General features: G+C 70.6%; 14 protein-coding genes. 8 read left to right on the plus strand and 6 right to left on the minus strand.

The genetic code is table 11. From position 1 onward, the window contains the following. Positions 1 to 290 precede the first annotated feature (290 nt). Complete coding sequence (locus ACFU8W_RS03545; RefSeq protein WP_384031881.1) at positions 291 to 1673, minus strand: SWF or SNF family helicase; 1383 nt, start codon at positions 1671 to 1673, stop codon at positions 291 to 293. Then, complete coding sequence (locus ACFU8W_RS03550; protein WP_384031883.1) at positions 1670 to 4564, minus strand: DEAD/DEAH box helicase; 2895 nt, start codon at positions 4562 to 4564, stop codon at positions 1670 to 1672. Before ACFU8W_RS03550 ends, ACFU8W_RS03545 begins: the two co-directional genes overlap by 4 nt. Before the next feature lie 267 nt (positions 4565 to 4831). On the opposite strand from ACFU8W_RS03550, the gene ACFU8W_RS03555 reads away from it, so the two are divergent. From ACFU8W_RS03555 to ACFU8W_RS03565, 3 genes are all read left to right on the plus strand, one after another. Continuing rightward, positions 4832 to 5962, plus strand: a complete 1131-nt coding sequence (locus ACFU8W_RS03555; RefSeq protein ID WP_384031885.1) for a fatty acid desaturase family protein — start codon at positions 4832 to 4834, stop codon at positions 5960 to 5962. 96 nt (positions 5963 to 6058) lie between these two features. Then, positions 6059 to 6241, plus strand: coding sequence for a hypothetical protein (locus ACFU8W_RS03560; RefSeq protein ID WP_266977895.1), 183 nt, complete (start codon positions 6059 to 6061; stop codon positions 6239 to 6241). Positions 6242 to 6257: 16 nt separating this feature from the next. Then, on the plus strand, positions 6258 to 6800 hold the full coding sequence (locus ACFU8W_RS03565) for an MOSC domain-containing protein (RefSeq protein ID WP_384031887.1): 543 nt from the start codon (positions 6258 to 6260) through the stop codon (positions 6798 to 6800). A 168-nt stretch (positions 6801 to 6968) separates the two neighbouring features. On the opposite strand, the gene ACFU8W_RS03570 is transcribed toward ACFU8W_RS03565, so the two are convergent. Beyond that, positions 6969 to 7955, minus strand: coding sequence for a hypothetical protein (locus ACFU8W_RS03570; RefSeq protein ID WP_384031889.1), 987 nt, complete (start codon positions 7953 to 7955; stop codon positions 6969 to 6971). A 117-nt stretch (positions 7956 to 8072) separates the two neighbouring features. Next, positions 8073 to 8381 carry a hypothetical protein gene (locus ACFU8W_RS03575; protein WP_345520151.1) on the minus strand — a complete coding sequence of 103 codons (309 nt, stop codon included), beginning with the start codon at positions 8379 to 8381 and terminating at the stop codon, positions 8073 to 8075. A gap of 111 nt (positions 8382 to 8492) precedes the next feature. Between ACFU8W_RS03575 and ACFU8W_RS03580 the strand changes: the two genes are divergently transcribed. After that, positions 8493 to 9395: an oxygenase MpaB family protein gene (locus tag ACFU8W_RS03580; RefSeq protein WP_384031892.1), complete on the plus strand. Its 903-nt coding sequence runs from the start codon at positions 8493 to 8495 to the stop codon at positions 9393 to 9395. Positions 9396 to 9423: 28 nt separating this feature from the next. Here the strand turns inward: ACFU8W_RS03580 and ACFU8W_RS03585 are convergent, their stop codons facing one another. Then, positions 9424 to 10023: a class I SAM-dependent methyltransferase gene (locus tag ACFU8W_RS03585; RefSeq protein ID WP_384031894.1), complete on the minus strand. Its 600-nt coding sequence runs from the start codon at positions 10021 to 10023 to the stop codon at positions 9424 to 9426. 172 nt (positions 10024 to 10195) lie between these two features. Here ACFU8W_RS03585 and ACFU8W_RS03590 point away from each other — a divergent pair, with 172 nt between their 5' ends. Genes ACFU8W_RS03590 through ACFU8W_RS03605 form a run of 4 tightly spaced genes read left to right on the plus strand, consistent with a single transcriptional unit; the run spans position 10196 to position 14684 of the window. Beyond that, positions 10196 to 11059, plus strand: coding sequence for an MHYT domain-containing protein (locus ACFU8W_RS03590; RefSeq protein WP_384031896.1), 864 nt, complete (start codon positions 10196 to 10198; stop codon positions 11057 to 11059). 58 nt (positions 11060 to 11117) lie between these two features. Beyond that, the gene (locus ACFU8W_RS03595) at positions 11118 to 13793 is read left to right on the plus strand and encodes a nitrate- and nitrite sensing domain-containing protein (RefSeq protein ID WP_384031898.1); all 2676 of its coding nucleotides are present in this window, start codon (positions 11118 to 11120) and stop codon (positions 13791 to 13793) included. After that, positions 13790 to 14227, plus strand: coding sequence for a roadblock/LC7 domain-containing protein (locus ACFU8W_RS03600; protein ID WP_384031900.1), 438 nt, complete (start codon positions 13790 to 13792; stop codon positions 14225 to 14227). The genes ACFU8W_RS03595 and ACFU8W_RS03600 overlap by 4 nt, the downstream gene beginning before the upstream one ends. Positions 14228 to 14249: 22 nt before the next feature. Continuing rightward, a complete protein-coding gene (locus ACFU8W_RS03605; RefSeq protein ID WP_384032054.1) occupies positions 14250 to 14684 on the plus strand; it encodes a DUF742 domain-containing protein in 435 nt (144 codons plus the stop codon). A 31-nt stretch (positions 14685 to 14715) separates the two neighbouring features. On the opposite strand, the gene ACFU8W_RS03610 is transcribed toward ACFU8W_RS03605, so the two are convergent. Next, a complete protein-coding gene (locus tag ACFU8W_RS03610) occupies positions 14716 to 15291 on the minus strand; it encodes a TerD family protein (RefSeq protein ID WP_345520141.1) in 576 nt (191 codons plus the stop codon). Between the last annotated feature and the right edge of the window lie 139 nt (positions 15292 to 15430).

Raw genomic sequence — 15430 nt, forward strand, 5'->3', positions numbered from 1 at the left:
TCTGGTCCGCTGACCGGAATGCGTTGTCCGATGTACGGCCGAGCGTCTCGCGCGCCCTACCGTACGGCCGCCGCACGGGTGGCGGAAGACAGTAGGACGCCGAAAGTTGTTTGCGGGAAGGGAAGTTGGGTGCGGGGTGCGGGGACGGCGGATCAGCCGTGCAGGGAGCGCGTCAACTCGACAACCGTCAGATGCGGTGCATCGCAAGGCGGAGGGTCCTCATACTGGGCGTATTCGGACGTTGCGACAACGCGGCGCGGCGCCGCAGCTGTCGCCACGGCGGCGTCCGGTCATGGCTCTGTCGATGATCCGTCGGCCAGGACCTGACCGTCGCGGAGCGCGCCTGCCAGCACCGCCGCCGGATCGTCGTCCGCCGGGCCCACAGGGTTCCAGCGACCACGCTCCTTGCGGTACGGCCACCAGCGCCCGTCCCGCCCGTACCGCAGCTGTACGCCACCGCCCGCAACGGTCCAGCAGTTTCCCGCCGCCCGCAACTGCGGGCGCTCGCCGTCCTCCCACGCCTCGGCGAGCCGCGCACGGGCCCTGGCGAGGGACTCCGGATCGGGCGCCCATTCCTCGTCGAGCACCGCGAGCGCGGCCACCCCGCCATAACCCCAAGCTCGCACCGCCGCGTCGAGTTCGGCCCGCGGCCGCCCGGATCCGGTACTCAGCCGGGTCACGATCCAGGGCTCGGGACGAGCGTCGGCGACCAGCCTCACCACGTCCTGCTCAGGCGTCAACTCGTGCTGCACCGGCTGCTGTTCGTGACCCGGAGCAAGGGCGTCCGCCAGCATCCGGTAGGCGCGTACCGCACTGTCCGTCACCAGGACCTCCAGTGCCGCCGGATCGAGACCGGGCTCCGGTTCGGTCTCCATGTGCAGCGACGGGGCGGGGCCGGGCTCCGCGGGCAGCGGCGGGGGAGCGGGCAGCGGGGGCAGGATGTCCCGCGCGGCGAACGTCTCGTCCGCCCGTACACCGCGCACCCGACGGTTCTCCGCAGCGGAGGGCTCCGCGGGTTCCCGCTGCGCGGCACGGACCGCGATCCGCACCTGGAGCTCGTCGAGCAGCCGCCGCTCGCCGCGCCCGCGCATCAGCAGGAGTACGAACGGGTCCTGGTCCAGCAGCTGCGCCACCTGGTAGCACAGGGCGGCGGAGTGCGGACAGTGGTCCCATGTCTTGCACGTGCACTCAGGATCCAGATCTCCGATGCCCGGCAGCAGATCCACTCCGGCGGCCGCCGCGTCCTCCACCAGGTGCGGTGGCATCTCCCGGTCGAGCAGCGCGGCGATGTGCCCGGCACGGTCGACCGCCATGTCCAGGAACCGGTCCCACTCCTCCTCGCTCAGCTGCTGAAGCAGCACATCACTGCGGTACGCGGTCGAATCCCGGTCCTGGACGACCGCGGTGATCCGACCGGGCCGCACGGAGACCGCGCCGACCCGCCCCTCGCGGGCGAACCGGCGCCCCTGCTTGACCTGTTCGCCGTCCAGCGCCGTGTCCTCGAGGGCCTTCAACCATGCACGGCCCCACCAGGACTCGGCGAAACCGCGGCCCCGCGCCGGCGGCAGGGCGGCGAAGGTGCGCTCCTGCGCCGGTGCCGACTCCTCATCGGCGACGTCGTCCGATGAGTACCCGTCGAACCCGTATGCGTCGTTCCCGTAGTCGTCACTCATCGCGCGCCCCCTCGCAACTCCACCAGATCCGCCAGTTCCGCATCGGTCAGTTCTGTCAGCGCCGACTCGCCGGAACCGAGCACGGCATCCGCGAGACCCTTTTTACGCGCCAGCATGTCGGCGATCCGGTCCTCGATCGTTCCCTCGGCGATCAGCCGGTGCACCTGCACCGGTTGGGTTTGCCCGATGCGGTACGCGCGGTCGGTGGCCTGTGCTTCCACCGCCGGGTTCCACCAGCGGTCGAAGTGCACGACATGGCCGGCCCGGGTGAGGTTGAGCCCCGTGCCCGCCGCTTTCAGCGACAGCAGGAAGACGGGAGCCTCGCCCGCCTGGAACCGGTCCACCATGGCCTCGCGTTCGGCGATCGGCGTGCCCCCGTGCAGGAACTGGGTACGCACTCCACGGGCTGCCAGATGCTGTTCGAGCAGCCGCGCCATCTGCACGTACTGGGTGAACACGAGCACGCTCGCATCCTCCGCGAGGATCGTGTCGAGCAGTTCGTCCAGGAGCTCCAGCTTCCCCGAACGGTCCGCGATCCGCGGCCGCTCCTCCTTGAGGTATTGCGCCGGGTGATTGCAGATCTGCTTCAGCGCCGTCAGCAGTTTCATCACCAGGCCACGTCGGGCGAACCCGTCTGCGCCGGAGATCTCGGCCAGGGTCTCCCGTACCACCGCCTCGTACAGGCCCGTCTGCTCCGCCGTCAGCGACACCGTACGGTCCGTCTCCGTCTTCGGCGGCAGTTCCGGAGCGATGCCCGGATCGGACTTGCGCCGCCGCAGCAGGAACGGCCGGACCAGCGCGGCGAGCCGTTCGGCCGCCGCCGGGTCGCTGCCGCCCTCCACGGCCCGCGCGTACCGGGTGCGGAACGTGCCGAGCCGGCCCAGCAGCCCGGGTGTCGTCCAGTCGAGGATCGCCCACAGTTCGGAGAGGTTGTTCTCCACCGGGGTGCCGGTAAGTGCCACCCGCGCTCGCGCGCCGATCGTCCGCAGCTGCTTCGCGGTCGCCGAGTACGGGTTCTTGACGTGCTGCGCCTCGTCGGCGACCACCATGGACCACCCGGCCTCGGCGAGCCTTGCCGCGTCGAGCCGCATCGTGCCGTACGTGGTGAGGACGAACTCGCCGTCCCCCAGGCCCTCCAGGCTTCGGGACGCGCCGTGGAAGCGGCGCACCGGTGTGCCGGGGGCGAACTTCTCGATCTCCCGTTGCCAGTTGCCCATCAGCGAGGCCGGGCAGACCACCAGGGTCGGTCCGGCCGCCTCGTCGACGCTCTGCCGGTGCAGATGCAGGGCGATGAGCGTGATGGTCTTGCCCAGCCCCATGTCGTCGGCCAGACAGCCACCGAGGCCGAGCGAGGTCATGGTGTGCAGCCAGTTCAGACCGCGCAGCTGATAGTCCCGCAGCGTCGCGGCGAGCGCGGCGGGCTGACCGATCGTCTGCTGCTCGCCCGATTCGGGATCGGCGAGTCTGGACCGCAGCTGGGCGAGCCAGCCCGTCGCCTGTACGTCGACTCTGCGGCCGTCGACCTCGGCGGAACCGGTCAGTACGGCGCCGAGTGCGTCGATCGGGGTGACCTTGCGGTCCTGCGCCTCGCGGGCGCGGCGCGTCTCCTCGGGGTCGATGAGCACCCACTGGTCGCGCAGCCGGACGAGCGGCCTGCTGGCCTCGGCCAGGCGGTCCAGTTCGGCGCGGCTCAGCTTCTGGTCGCCGAGTGCGAACCACCAGTTGAACGCCAGCAGCGCGTCGGCGGACAGGAACGACGGGGCGTCCGACGCGGACCGCCCATTGCGGGATGCGCCGTTGCCGTCTCCGCCGTTCTCGTCGTCCGGCGGGCCGATCACCGCGCGTGCGGTGAGGGAACGGGAGAGGTCCTTGGGCCAGTGCACCTGGACCCCTGTCGCGGCGAGCGCCCGGGCGGCAGGGCCGAGCAGTTCGGTGATCTCCTCATCGGCCGGATCGACGGAATCCGGGACGGCGGCCGACAGCAGCGGAGCCAGCGGCGGCCAGGCGCGGGCGGCGCGGCGCAGCGCGAGGAGGGCGTCCATCCGGGCCCGAGGACCGAACGCCGTCGCGGTCGGTGCGTTGCCAGCCCAGACGTCGGCGGCATCGGCGACCAGCGTCGGATCGCTGACGCTGTGGATCTGCACGACCGCACGGAAGGACGGCCCGGCGTCCGGCTCGGTGTCCTCGTACACCCCGGGAGGACCGGTGAGCTCGATACGCAGCGAGAGCCGCACTCCCGCGTCGTGCCCGGCCGCGACATCAGCGGCCCAGCCGCGACGGTCCGGCAGACGCTGCGGTGTGTCGACGGCGAATGCCGGGCTGCCGGTGGCGAATACCGCTGCGGGTGTGCGCGGCAGGCCGTCCGTGACCGCGTCCAGGAATGCGCGCAGCAGCCGCTCCGGCTCCGGCAGGAGTACGGGCTCGGCGTCCTCGTCGAGCGGCACCGCATGGGCGGTGGGGGGCATGGAGGCCGCGAGGTCACGGATCCGGTCGAGATCGGAGGCCGTCAGGGGGCCGGTCCGCCAGGCGTCGTGGTCCGTGGCGCTCAGCCCCGGCAGCAGCAGTCCGCGGGCGGCGAGTTGGAGGGCGAGGAGTGCGGCAGCGCCCCAGAACGCCGCCGCGGGATGGGAGTGCGTGGCCGCCCGCGCGCGGGTCAGAACGGGCAGGGCGTCGCGCACGGGCAGCAGCAGGGCCGGAACACGGTACGGGAGGGCATCGGCCCCGACGACGGTCAGTTCCCCGACCGTCCCGGGGGCGTCGGGCGGGCTGCTGCCGTCCGGATGGCAGAAGGCGACCCGGCCGGTGCGGGCGGGGTCCGAGGGCAGGAAGACGACGGAGCAGCGGGAGAGCGCGGAGATCTCGGCGGAGGTCGGCGCGGGAAGCCTGTGCACGGCGATGTCGGATTCCTCAAATTTGACTAGTGGATGCCAAGGTCGCCGAGGGTACTCCACGACAGCGGTGTCCGGGAGTGCCATCGCCGTGATCCACATCACTTCCATGGACGTCTGTGGGCGGTCGGGTGTAGCCAGCACCCCTCTGCGGGGAGGGGGCTGCCCCCCCGAATCCCGGGTGGTGGCGCCATGGTTGGCGTGCGGCCCCTGCCCGTACGTTTCAACAGGTCAGAGCACATATCAAGCCTCCCAGAGACCGGAGACGCCATGCCCGAGGCCGTAGTCATCGCGGACCGCACCCGCGACCGTGCCCGCAGTGCGGACAGTGCCGGAGACGCGCGAGACGCCCCAGGCACCGGAACTGCCGCACCGGCGGGATTCGAGCGAGGCACCGGAACAGCCGGCAGTGCCGGGAGCGACTTCGCGCCTCTCCTGCGGGCCGTCAAGACTCAGGGACTTCTGAAGCGGCGCACCGGTTGGTACGCGGCGCGCATCGCCGTCAACCTCCTCGCCCTGGGCGCCGTGACGACAGGCCTGGCCCTTCTCGGCAACACCTGGTGGACCCTGCTGCTCGCCCTGCCGCTGGCGGTGTTCTGGGCCCGCACCGCGTTCCTCGGCCATGACGCCGGACACGCCCAGATCACCGGCGACCGACAGGCGAGCCGCATCATCGGGCTGATCCACGCCAATCTGCTCCTCGGCATGAACGAGGCCTGGTGGAACGACAAACACGTACGCCACCACGCCAACCCCAACCACATCGACAAGGACCCCGACGTCGGTGTCGGCGCCCTGGTCTGGACCCAGAAGCAGGCGGCCCAGCGCGAAGGCTTCGCCCGCTGGCTGACCCGTAACCAGGCCCGGCTGTTCTTCCCGATGCTGCTTCTCGAGGGCATCGCCCTCAAGATCTCCGGCTTCCAGTACCTGCGGCAGCAGCCGGCCCGTGAGCGTGCCCTCTCGGCAGCCCTCCTGGTCACCCACCTCGGGTTGTACGCGGCGCTGCTCCTCACCGTCATGTCTCCCGGCAAGGCCGTCGTCTTCGCACTCGTGCACCATGCACTCTTCGGGCTCCACCTGGGAATGGCCTTCGCGCCGAACCACAAGGGCATGGAGATGCCCGATCCCGAGGGCGAGCGCTGGGGGCATCTCCAGCGGCAGGTCCTCACCTCGCGCAATGTGCGCGGCGCCGTCCTCACCGACTGGTTCCTCGGCGGGCTCAACTACCAGATCGAGCACCATCTCTTCCCGAGCATGCCCCGCCCCCATCTGCGCCGGGCGCAGCCCCTGGTGCGCGCCCACTGCGAGGCGCTGGGAATGCCGTACGCGGAGACCGGACTCATCGAGTCCTACCGGCAGGCGCTGCAGCACATGCACGAGGTCGGTGAACCGCTGAGGTGATCCGGCGGGAGGCCTGCCGTCGCGGGCCGGAACCGATGGGGACGCACAGGCGTTCTCACAGCAGGAGCGGCGTGAGCCGCGTAGGAGGCGTGGACGATGTCGAACAGCGCAAAGATTGCCATCGGGGGAGTCGTCGCGGCAGTCATCCTGATGCCGTTCATCGGATTCTGGCTGTCGCTGCTGGTGCTGATCGGAGTGCCGACGGTGGCCTACCTGATGCTGGATCCCTCCCAGCGGCGCAGGCTCCGCAGGATCACCCGCAAGGAAATAGGCCGCTGAAAGGGGTTCTTCGTAGATGAACGGGACCGTCACCGTGGTGAGCAGTAGCGGGGCTTACTCATTCACCAAGCCGAACCGGCAGACCGTCACCCTGCTGACCGGACTCGGAGTGGAGGGAGATGTGCATGCGGGAGCCACGGTGAAGCATCGCTCCCGCGTCGCACAGGACCCCACCCAGCCGAATCTGCGCCAGGTTCATCTCATCCACGAGGAACTCTTCGACGAGCTGCGTGCAGAGGGCTTCGAGGTCGCCCCCGGTGACCTCGGGGAGAACGTCACCACGCGCAGCGTCGATCTCCTCGCGCTGCCCGTAGGCACGCTTCTGCACCTCGGCGACGAGGCCGTCGTCGAGGTCACCGGGCTGCGCAACCCGTGCCTGCAGATCGACACCTTCCAGGAAGGGCTGCTCAAGCAGGTCGTCGGCCGGGACGAGGCGGGCAACATCGTGCGCAAGGCCGGGATCATGAGCGTCGTCAGGGCCGGCGGTGTGGTCCGGCCCGGCGACCCGGTCACGGTCGAACTGCCCGTTGGACCGCACCGACCGCTGGAGCGTGTGTAGAGGCCGACGGAACAGGGCAGCCGGGCCGCGCAGGTGGCCGGCGGAGCCCCGGCTCAACCACAGGCCGGCTCGCGACCGGCGGAGGCCGGGACGGAGCAGGGCGAACGCCCTGGGCCTCGGCCCGGCACGCCCTGGGCCTCGGCCCGGCCGTGTAGGCGGCGCCGCGACTCAGGCCGGTCGCACGGCGAGCGCTTCGAGCGCCTTCAGCAGACCGGGCAGCTCCGTTCCGCGGCCGACCGGCAGGACCTCGCCGGGTTCCTCGTCCAGCAGGATGAATGCGATGTCATCGGTCCTGGCCACCATGGACCAGCCGGGGCCGTCGGCTCGCAGGGTGCGGGCGCCACCGGGGGCGAAGGAGGAGCGGATACGTCCGGGCGGCGGTGGGCTGTCCACGTACGCATGGGCTTCTTCCAGCACACGTCGGACACCGGGATGGCCGCCGGAGGACACGGTGTCGTCGGCCGGGCGCTCCTCATCGGCATCGGCAGTGTCGGCTGAGGTGTCCGCGTCGGTGCTTGCGCCGGTATCGGGGTCTCCCGCGCCCAGCTCGTCCGCGGAGCCCGAGGGGTCCGAAGCGTGCATGACGTCTGCGGCGTTCTCGCCTGCTGTGTCATCGGCGCTGCCCGCCACGTCCGTACCCGCGAACGCCGTGGCGTCGTCGATCTGCTCGCGCCACGCCGCCCACTGCAATGCGATCTCGTCCGCCCCCAGCCGCCGCTGCGGGGGCCCCCACGATTCCGTGTCGGGAGGGGTCAGCGCCGGCAGATCGGTTCCCTCGGCCTCCGGGTCCGGCAGCGGATCGTGCGGCGCCGGCACCCCCGGCGCGGCGACCGCCAGCGCCAGCGGCCAGCCAGGGAGTGCGCAGACCACCGAACGGTCGTCGGGGGAGAGGTCGTACTCCATACCGCAGTCCCAGGAGGCGATGGCGACGGCAACCAGGGACACGTCATCGACGACGACGGTCCACCGGGCCCCGCCGTCGTCCTGCCCGAGGACCAGCCCGTAACCCTCGGCGTACGGTTCGAGGCCGAGTGCCGCGCAGGCCGCCGGGTAGTCGTCCCCGAGCACGCTCGGGAACTGCGCGGGTGTCAGCAGCACCGCGGTCAGCACATACAGTGCGTCTTCGTCGGCGACTGTGTCGTCCGTCCCGGCCACAGCACCCTCCTCGTCCCTCATCGTTTTCCGTCGGCGCACCTTAACCAGTGGTTAACGCGGCCGTCGAGGCCCTGACAAGGCAGGACTCACCGAGCCGCGGCAAGCGGATGTCGCGGTTCAGTCGACGGGCAGGCCGAGCAGCGTACGAGCCACGTTCTGCGGCGACTGTCCGGTCTCCCGCGCCAGTGCGGCGACCGCCCGGCAGGCCAGCTCGTTCACGCCGAAGGAGAGTGCCTCGGGCGACACCCAACCGCTCGCCTCGTCGATCCGATCCTGGTCGTCCTCCACGCAAGCCGCGACATAGGTGGCGGCCGCGTCGAACAGATTGTGCTGCTTGCGCTGCCGTTCATCGCGCGGCGGCGCGGGCCGCTCACCCTTTCGGCCGGGTGACACAGCCTTCCGCAGACTGCTGAGCATGTCGATCATGGGGGACCGCCTTCCGGGGAGCCGTGCACGCGTGGTGCGGTCGTACATACTTACGGTCTTCCCCTTCCGCGTAGAGTTTGACCTTCGACTGAGCAAGGGGGGGGCAGTGCGGTGAAGCGATACGACCGGCTGAAGGAGATCCGGCGGCTCGATCCGGAGCTGGACTTCCTGGAGATCTACCGGCTCACGGCGACGTACGAGTTCCCCTGGGACATCACCCGTGCGCTCGAACTGGCCCTGTACCGCACCTACGCTGTTCCGAGCATCGGCCGACTCCTCGCCGAAACAGCTGAGCTGACGGATCGTTCGCAGAAGCGGTACGACGACACCGCGTTGCTCCTCGACACTGTGGTGGAGCACGGCTTCGACAGCGACCCGGGGCGCACGGCGATCCGCCGGATCAACCAGATGCACCGCAGCTACGACATCAGCAACGACGACATGCGCTATGTGCTGTGTACGTTCGTCGTGGTCCCGAAGCGTTGGATCGACAGCTACGGCTGGCGCCGCCTCTCCGAGCATGAACTGCGGGCGTTCGCCGTCTACTACCGCACTCTCGGCGCGCACATGGGCATCAAGGACGTGCCACAGACCTTCGAGGAATTCGAGCGCACCCTCGACACGTACGAGGACGAGTACTTCGGCTGGGACGAAGGCGCGCGCAGTGTCTCCGACGCCACGCTGGCACTGATGGGCTCCTGGTATCCGGGCCCGCTCGCACCCGTCGTTCGCAAGGCCAGCCTCGCGCTCCTCGACGATGAGCTGCTGCAGGCGTTCCGTTACGAACGACCGGGTCCTGTCGCACGCCATCTCACCCGGGGCGCGCTGCGGCTGCGGGCGAGGGCCGTGCGACTGCTGCCGCCCCGGTCCACCGCGCACTATGCGCGCCAGAACCCGGAGATCAAGGGCTATCCGGACGGTTACGAGGTCGGCGAGCTCGGTACCTTCCCGACCCCCGGCGTCGGTGGCTGCCCGATCCCGCACAAGCGGCGGCCGGGCGCCCCGGTCGAGTGAGCGCGTGGCCGCGTGAGCCGGGCCCAGGTCAGCCCGTCCGGACGCCGAGTGCGAGGAACCGTGCGTCCTCATCGGTGTACGAGACCAGTTGCCAGCCGGAACGTGCGAGCAGCCGCCGGAGGTTGGGCTCGGCCCGCAGATCGTCGTCCGTTGTCTGCCGGCCGTGGCGAGCGGCCAGCGCGGCCCGGCCGATGGGGTGGAACAGCGCCAGCTGCCCTCCTGGACGTACGACGCGGGCCAGCTCCGCCAGGTCCGGCCCGGGGCGCGACAGGTGCGAGATCAGGCCGGCACCGAACACCGTGTCGAGCACACCCGACCGCATCGGCAGACGTGCGACGTCCGCGAGGAGCAGCTGACCACTGCGGTCGCGTCCGGCCTGCACCGCCGCGTCCAGCATCGCCGGTGTGAGATCGGCGCCCAGGACCGTACCGTGCGGCCCGACGGCGGCCCGCAGGGCGGGCAGCGCACGTCCCGTACCGCAGCCCGCGTCGAGGACGGCGTCGCCGGGGCGCAGCCCGAGGGCTTCGACAGCGGCGGCATAGGCCGGACCGTCGTCCGGGAAGCGGGTGTCCCAGTCCGCGGCGCGGGCGGTGAAGAAGTCCTGGACGTGTGTGTGGTCATCGGCCATACGGACATGATCGCGCACCGGCAACCGGAGCGAAACGGAGTGAACCGGACGGAAGGTGATGTGCATGTTCGAGCGCGGCCCGATCTTTCGGGATCATCTCTCTGTCATATTCCGGCAGCTTTCGAAATGCGCCCCGAACGTGCGCCCCCATGGCGACTAGCGTCCCCGATCCATGGGACACCTGGACCACGCCACCTTCGGCTGGCTGACACCCGCACTGTCGTACGTGATGGCAGCGATCGGCGCGGCGCTCGGACTGAGCTGTACTGTGCGCGCACTGGACACGAGCGGCCGTTCGCGTCGCAACTGGCTGGTCACGGCTGCCTCCGCCCTCGGCACCGGCATCTGGACGATGCACTTCGTCGCGATGCTCGGCTTCGGCGTGACCGGCACCGAGATCCGCTACAACGTGCCGCTGACCCTGCTCAGTCTGCTCGGGGCCATGCTGGTGGTCGGCTGCGGCGTCTTCGCCGTCGGTTACAGCCGCGACCGGACCCGGGCGCTGGCCGTCGGGGGGGTCGGCACCGGCCTCGGCGTCGCCAGCATGCACTACCTCGGCATGGCGGCGCTGCGGCTGCACGGCACGATCCACTTCGATCCCCTGCGGGTCGTTCTCTCCGTCGTCATCGCCGTCGTCGCCGCGACGGCGGCTCTGTGGGCAGCACTCAACATCAAGTCATCGCGCGCGGTCGCACTCGCCTCGCTCGTCATGGGCGCGGCGGTCAGCAGCATGCACTACACCGGAATGATGGCCGTCAGCGTGAGTGTCGCCCCCTCCGGCAGCGAACTCCCCGGGGCCACGACGATGCAGTTCATTTTTCCCCTCGCCGTCGGCCTGGGCTCATACCTCTTCCTGACCTCGGCGTTCGTCGCCCTGTCGCCGACGGCCCGGGAGCGCGCCGCCTACGTCTCCGCCGGGCGCGCCACGGAACCGGCGGCCGACGGGACCTCGACGCGCCCCGCGCAGCGCGGAGGTGATCCCCGCCCCCGGCGCGGCTCCCGCGGCCACGACGTCTTTCCGTCCGTGACGCCCTGACGTCACAGCACAGCCCCCTTTCGCCCCAACTCAGCTCCACACCCGGAACGAGGAGGCCATGCGCCCACCCCGCACGACCCCGGACCCCGGCACGACGAGCGCCGCCCGGCCCGGTCCCGCGCCCACTGCGCGCGGTCGCCGCGCGCACGCGGGGCCGCCGGCCGACGAGAGCGCCGAACGCGACGCACATCTGCTGCTGGCACAGCAGACGTCCGGGCCACGTGGACGCCGAACCCTGCGCCCCGGGACCGTACGCGCGAAGGTCATCTCGCTGCTGGTGGTGCCCGTCGTCTCGCTGCTGGCTCTCTGGGGCTTCGCCACGGTCAGTACGGCCCAGGACGTGGCACGGCTGCGGCAGCTGCAACGCGCGGACCAAGAAGTGCGGGCGCCGACATCCACCGCCGTCACCGCCCTCCAGGCCGAACGCAGAGCCGCCCTGATCCAGACCGCCGCGCCCAGCAGCGCCCACGCCAAGGCACTGGAACAGCAGACCAAACGCACCGATACCGCGCTCGCCGCGCTGCGACTGGACAAGGACCACACCATCGCCGACGACGGCCGCCTCCCGGCCGACGTCGTCGACCGGATCGACCGGTTCCTCGACCGTGTGCACGATCTGCGCGCGGACGGGGGCACGGGGAGCCGGGAGCGCGACGAGAGCGCCGTGTACGACCGGTACACCCAGGCCGTGACCGCAGGCTTCGGCGTCTCCGGCGCCCTCACCGGAATCCAGGGCGACGCGCTCGGGTCCGACGCCCGCGTACTCCTCGAACTGGCCCGCGCCGACGAGATGCTGGCCCGCGAGGACGCACTGCTCGCCACGGCCGCCCTCACCAGGCGCCTCGACGGCCGCCAACTGGTCCAGTTCACCGGGGCGGTGGAGACCCGCAGGAACCTCACCGAGACCGCGGGCGCCGATCTCCCTCCCACCGAACGCGCCGCCTGGAAGAAGGTCACCGCGCGGTCCGCCTACCACCGGATCGAGGATGCCGAGGACAGGGTGCTCACCGCGCGACCCGGTTCGGAAGCCGCCCGGGCGGTGCCCGCCGCCGACTGGGAACCGGCCGCGGCGAGCGTACGGAGCCAATGGCGCACCATCGGGACCGGAGCCGCAGAACGCGCTGCGGACCGTGCCGACCCGCTCACCCGCGGACTGTTCAGCCCGTCCGGAGCGGCCGTCCTCTTCGGCTGCGTCGCCGTCGCGGCCTCGCTCGTGATCTCCGTACGCATCGGTCGTGAGCTCGTCGTCGAACTCGTCGGCCTGCGTAACAGTGCCCTCGAGATCGCCCGCCGCAAACTGCCCCGTGCGATGCAGCGCCTCAGGACGGGCGAGGAACTCGACATCCAGGCCGAGGCACCGCCCGGCCCGACCTCGCACGACGAGATCGGCCAGGTGGGCGAGGCCCTCGCCACCGTGCACCGGGCCGCTCTCAGCGCCGCCGTCGAACGCGCCGAACTCGCCGACGGCATCTCCGGGGTATTCGTCAACCTCGCCCGCCGCAGCCAGGTGCTGGTCCACCGCCAGCTCAACCTCCTCGACAGCATGGAGCGCCGCGCGGACGATCCCGGCGAACTCAGCGACCTGTTCCGCCTCGATCACCTCACCACCCGGATGCGGCGACACGCGGAGAGTCTGATCATCCTGTCCGGAGCGGCCCCCGGACGCGCCTGGCGAATGCCGGTACCGCTGACGAATGTCGTACGCGCGGCCGTCTCCGAGATCGAGCACTACGCCCGGGTGGAGGTGCGGCAACTGCCGGATGCCGCGGTCAAGGGTACGGCGGTCGCCGACCTCACCCACCTCCTCGCGGAACTCGTGGAGAACGCCGCGCAGTTCTCGCCGCCGCACACCAAGGTCCGGATCACCGGCGAACCCGTGGGCAACGGCTACGCCCTGGAGATCGAGGACCGCGGACTCGGCATGGGCGACGAACTCCTCGGCGAGGCCAACCGGCGCATCGAGCAGGCGGAGGCACTCGACCTCTTCGACAGCGACCGGCTCGGCCTCTTCGTGGTCAGCAAGCTCTCGGTCCGGCACCACATCAAGGTCAAGCTGCGCACTTCGCCGTACGGCGGAACGACGGCAGTGGTCCTGCTGCCGACCGCACTGCTGCAGGGCGCGCTCCCGGCGGGTGGGGAACAGGCCGTACCGGAGAAGGCCTTGGTCGAGCGTCAGCAGGAAAGCGACGCTGTGGCGTTCGGACCTGGCCAGGGCCTCCGCGCGGTGCGTTCGCAGGCGGCGACCGCGTTCCCCGCCCCGGTTCCGGTGCCTGCGCTGGAGTCGCGGACGTTGCCCACGGCCGGAGTCACCGCGCTGCGCCCACGCTCTCGCAGAGCGGTCGAGGACCGGAGCGATGAGCCGGCCGGGGCCGAGCATGGAACCCGTGGGATCCGGGAGAGCGCGGAATCCAGCCAGAGCCAGGAAGCCGCCGCGAGCAGGGAAGCCCGGAAGTCCCACGAGACCGAGGGGGACGACGACAGCTCACTTCCCCGCCGGGTCCGGCAGGCCCACCTCGTTCCGCAACTGCGCGAGGAGCCCCGGCCCGAGCCGACGCGGATCGACGACGGGAACGGCATGGTCGGACCGGCTGAGCGCACCCCGGAACAGGCCAGGGACCGTATGACCGCCTACCGCAACGGCTGGGTTCGCGGCGGCGGCGCCGCCCCGGGCACCACGGCGCCGCACCGAACCACCACCGAACCCCGTCCCCTCAGCGAAGGAGACCACGCGTGATCGCGAACGAGCGGACCGAGACGCACAGGCACTCGGGCGAACTCGACTGGCTGCTGGACGATCTGGTGGCCCGGGTCGGCGAAGTCCTGCACGCCGTGGTGCTCTCCAGCGACGGCCTGGCCGTGGGCGCCTCCAGCGCCCTCAGCCGCGAGGACGCCGAGCACCTGGCCGCGGTCGCCTCCGGATTCCACAGCCTCGCGAAGGGCGCCGGACGGCATTTCCAGGTCGGGGAGGTACGTCAGACGATGGTTGAGATGGACGACGGCTTCCTCTTCGTCGTAGCCGCCGGGGACGGTTCCTGCCTCGCCGTGCTGAGCACGGCCTTCGCCGATATCGGACTGGTCGCCTACGAGATGGCCCGGCTCGTCAAACGGGTCGGCGAGCACCTGCGTACCCCGCCGCGGTTCTCCGTACCCCCGTCCCCGGCCGGCTGAGAGGGCGGAGACAGCAGTGGACATGATCAGCGAGGGCCCCGGATTCATCGAGAGCTTCCCGGACCCGCTCGAACTGCCGGGCAGCCAGTGGTACGACGCCGAAGCAGGGCCCTTGGTCCGCCCGTACGCCATGACGGGCGGGCGGACCGAACCGGGCCCGGGCGGAGTGACCTTCGACGTGATTGCACTGGTCTCCGCCGCCGACCACGCACCGGACAGCTCCGAGGATTCCCAGCTGGGCCCCGAACACCGCGCGCTGCTCACATTGTGCCGCTCCGAGCCCGAGTCCGTCGCGGAACTCTCCGCCGACGCCGACCTCCCGGTCGGCGTCGTCCGGGTCCTCCTCGGAGATCTGCTCGAAGCCGGCCATGTGCGGGTCAGTCGCCCCGTACCGCCCGCGCAGCTGCCCGACGAGAGGATCCTCCGCGAGGTGATCAACGGACTGCGGGCACTCTGAAACCGCCGCTCAGGAGCGCGACTTCGAGCGATCAGACATTGACGCCGTAGTCGGACGCGATACCGGCCAGCCCCGACGCGTAGCCTTGTCCCACCGCGCGGAACTTCCACTCCGTACCGTGCCGGTACAACTCGCCGAAGACCATGGCCGTCTCCGTGGAGGCGTCCTCGCTCAGGTCGTAACGGGCCAGCTCCACGCCGTTCGCCCGGTTCACCACGCGGATGAACGCGTTGCGGACCTGGCCGAAGCTCTGCCCACGGCTCTGCGCCTCATGGATGGAGACCGGAAAGACGATCTTTGCCACGTCCAGCGGTACACCGGACAGGTCCACGTTGATGGACTCGTCGTCGCCCTCGCCCTCGCCGGTCAGGTTGTCACCGGTGTGCTGCACCGAACCGTCCGGGCTGGTGAGGTTGTTGTAGAAGACGAAGTGCAGGTCCGAGAGGACCTTTCCGGCGTCGGAGCACAGCAGCGCACTGGCATCCAGGTCGTGATCGGCGCCCGTCGTCGTCCGTACGTCCCAGCCCAGGCCGACCGTCACTGCGGTCAGCCCCGGTGCCTCCTTCGACAGGGAGACGTTGCCACCCTTGGCCAGGGTCACACCCATGAACTTCCTCCGTTGGTCCAATGATCCATCGATCAGCGCTTCTTCCGCCGTTACCGCGTCAACGGCGGTTCTTCATCCAAGGTTCCCTGATTGCGCAAGCCATGAAATGGCGGGCCCGTACCGTACCGTGCCGCCCCCC

The organism is Streptomyces sp. NPDC057565 (assembly GCF_042801455.1).
Lineage (GTDB): Bacteria > Actinomycetota > Actinomycetes > Streptomycetales > Streptomycetaceae > Streptomyces > Streptomyces yanii.

Excerpts from the sequence above, each read along its gene's own strand:
- ACFU8W_RS03545 (WP_384031881.1), bottom strand. The coding sequence starts at position 1,673 with ATGAGTGACGACTACGGGAACGACGCATACGGGTTCGACGGGTACTCA.
- ACFU8W_RS03555 (WP_384031885.1), top strand. The coding sequence starts at position 4,832 with ATGCCCGAGGCCGTAGTCATCGCGGACCGCACCCGCGACCGTGCCCGC.
- ACFU8W_RS03560 (WP_266977895.1), top strand. The coding sequence starts at position 6,059 with ATGTCGAACAGCGCAAAGATTGCCATCGGGGGAGTCGTCGCGGCAGTC.
- ACFU8W_RS03565 (WP_384031887.1), top strand. The coding sequence starts at position 6,258 with ATGAACGGGACCGTCACCGTGGTGAGCAGTAGCGGGGCTTACTCATTC.
- ACFU8W_RS03575 (WP_345520151.1), bottom strand. The coding sequence starts at position 8,381 with ATGATCGACATGCTCAGCAGTCTGCGGAAGGCTGTGTCACCCGGCCGA.
- ACFU8W_RS03585 (WP_384031894.1), bottom strand. The coding sequence starts at position 10,023 with ATGGCCGATGACCACACACACGTCCAGGACTTCTTCACCGCCCGCGCC.
- ACFU8W_RS03590 (WP_384031896.1), top strand. The coding sequence starts at position 10,196 with ATGGGACACCTGGACCACGCCACCTTCGGCTGGCTGACACCCGCACTG.
- ACFU8W_RS03595 (WP_384031898.1), top strand. The coding sequence starts at position 11,118 with ATGCGCCCACCCCGCACGACCCCGGACCCCGGCACGACGAGCGCCGCC.
- ACFU8W_RS03605 (WP_384032054.1), top strand. The coding sequence starts at position 14,250 with ATGATCAGCGAGGGCCCCGGATTCATCGAGAGCTTCCCGGACCCGCTC.
- ACFU8W_RS03610 (WP_345520141.1), bottom strand. The coding sequence starts at position 15,291 with ATGGGTGTGACCCTGGCCAAGGGTGGCAACGTCTCCCTGTCGAAGGAG.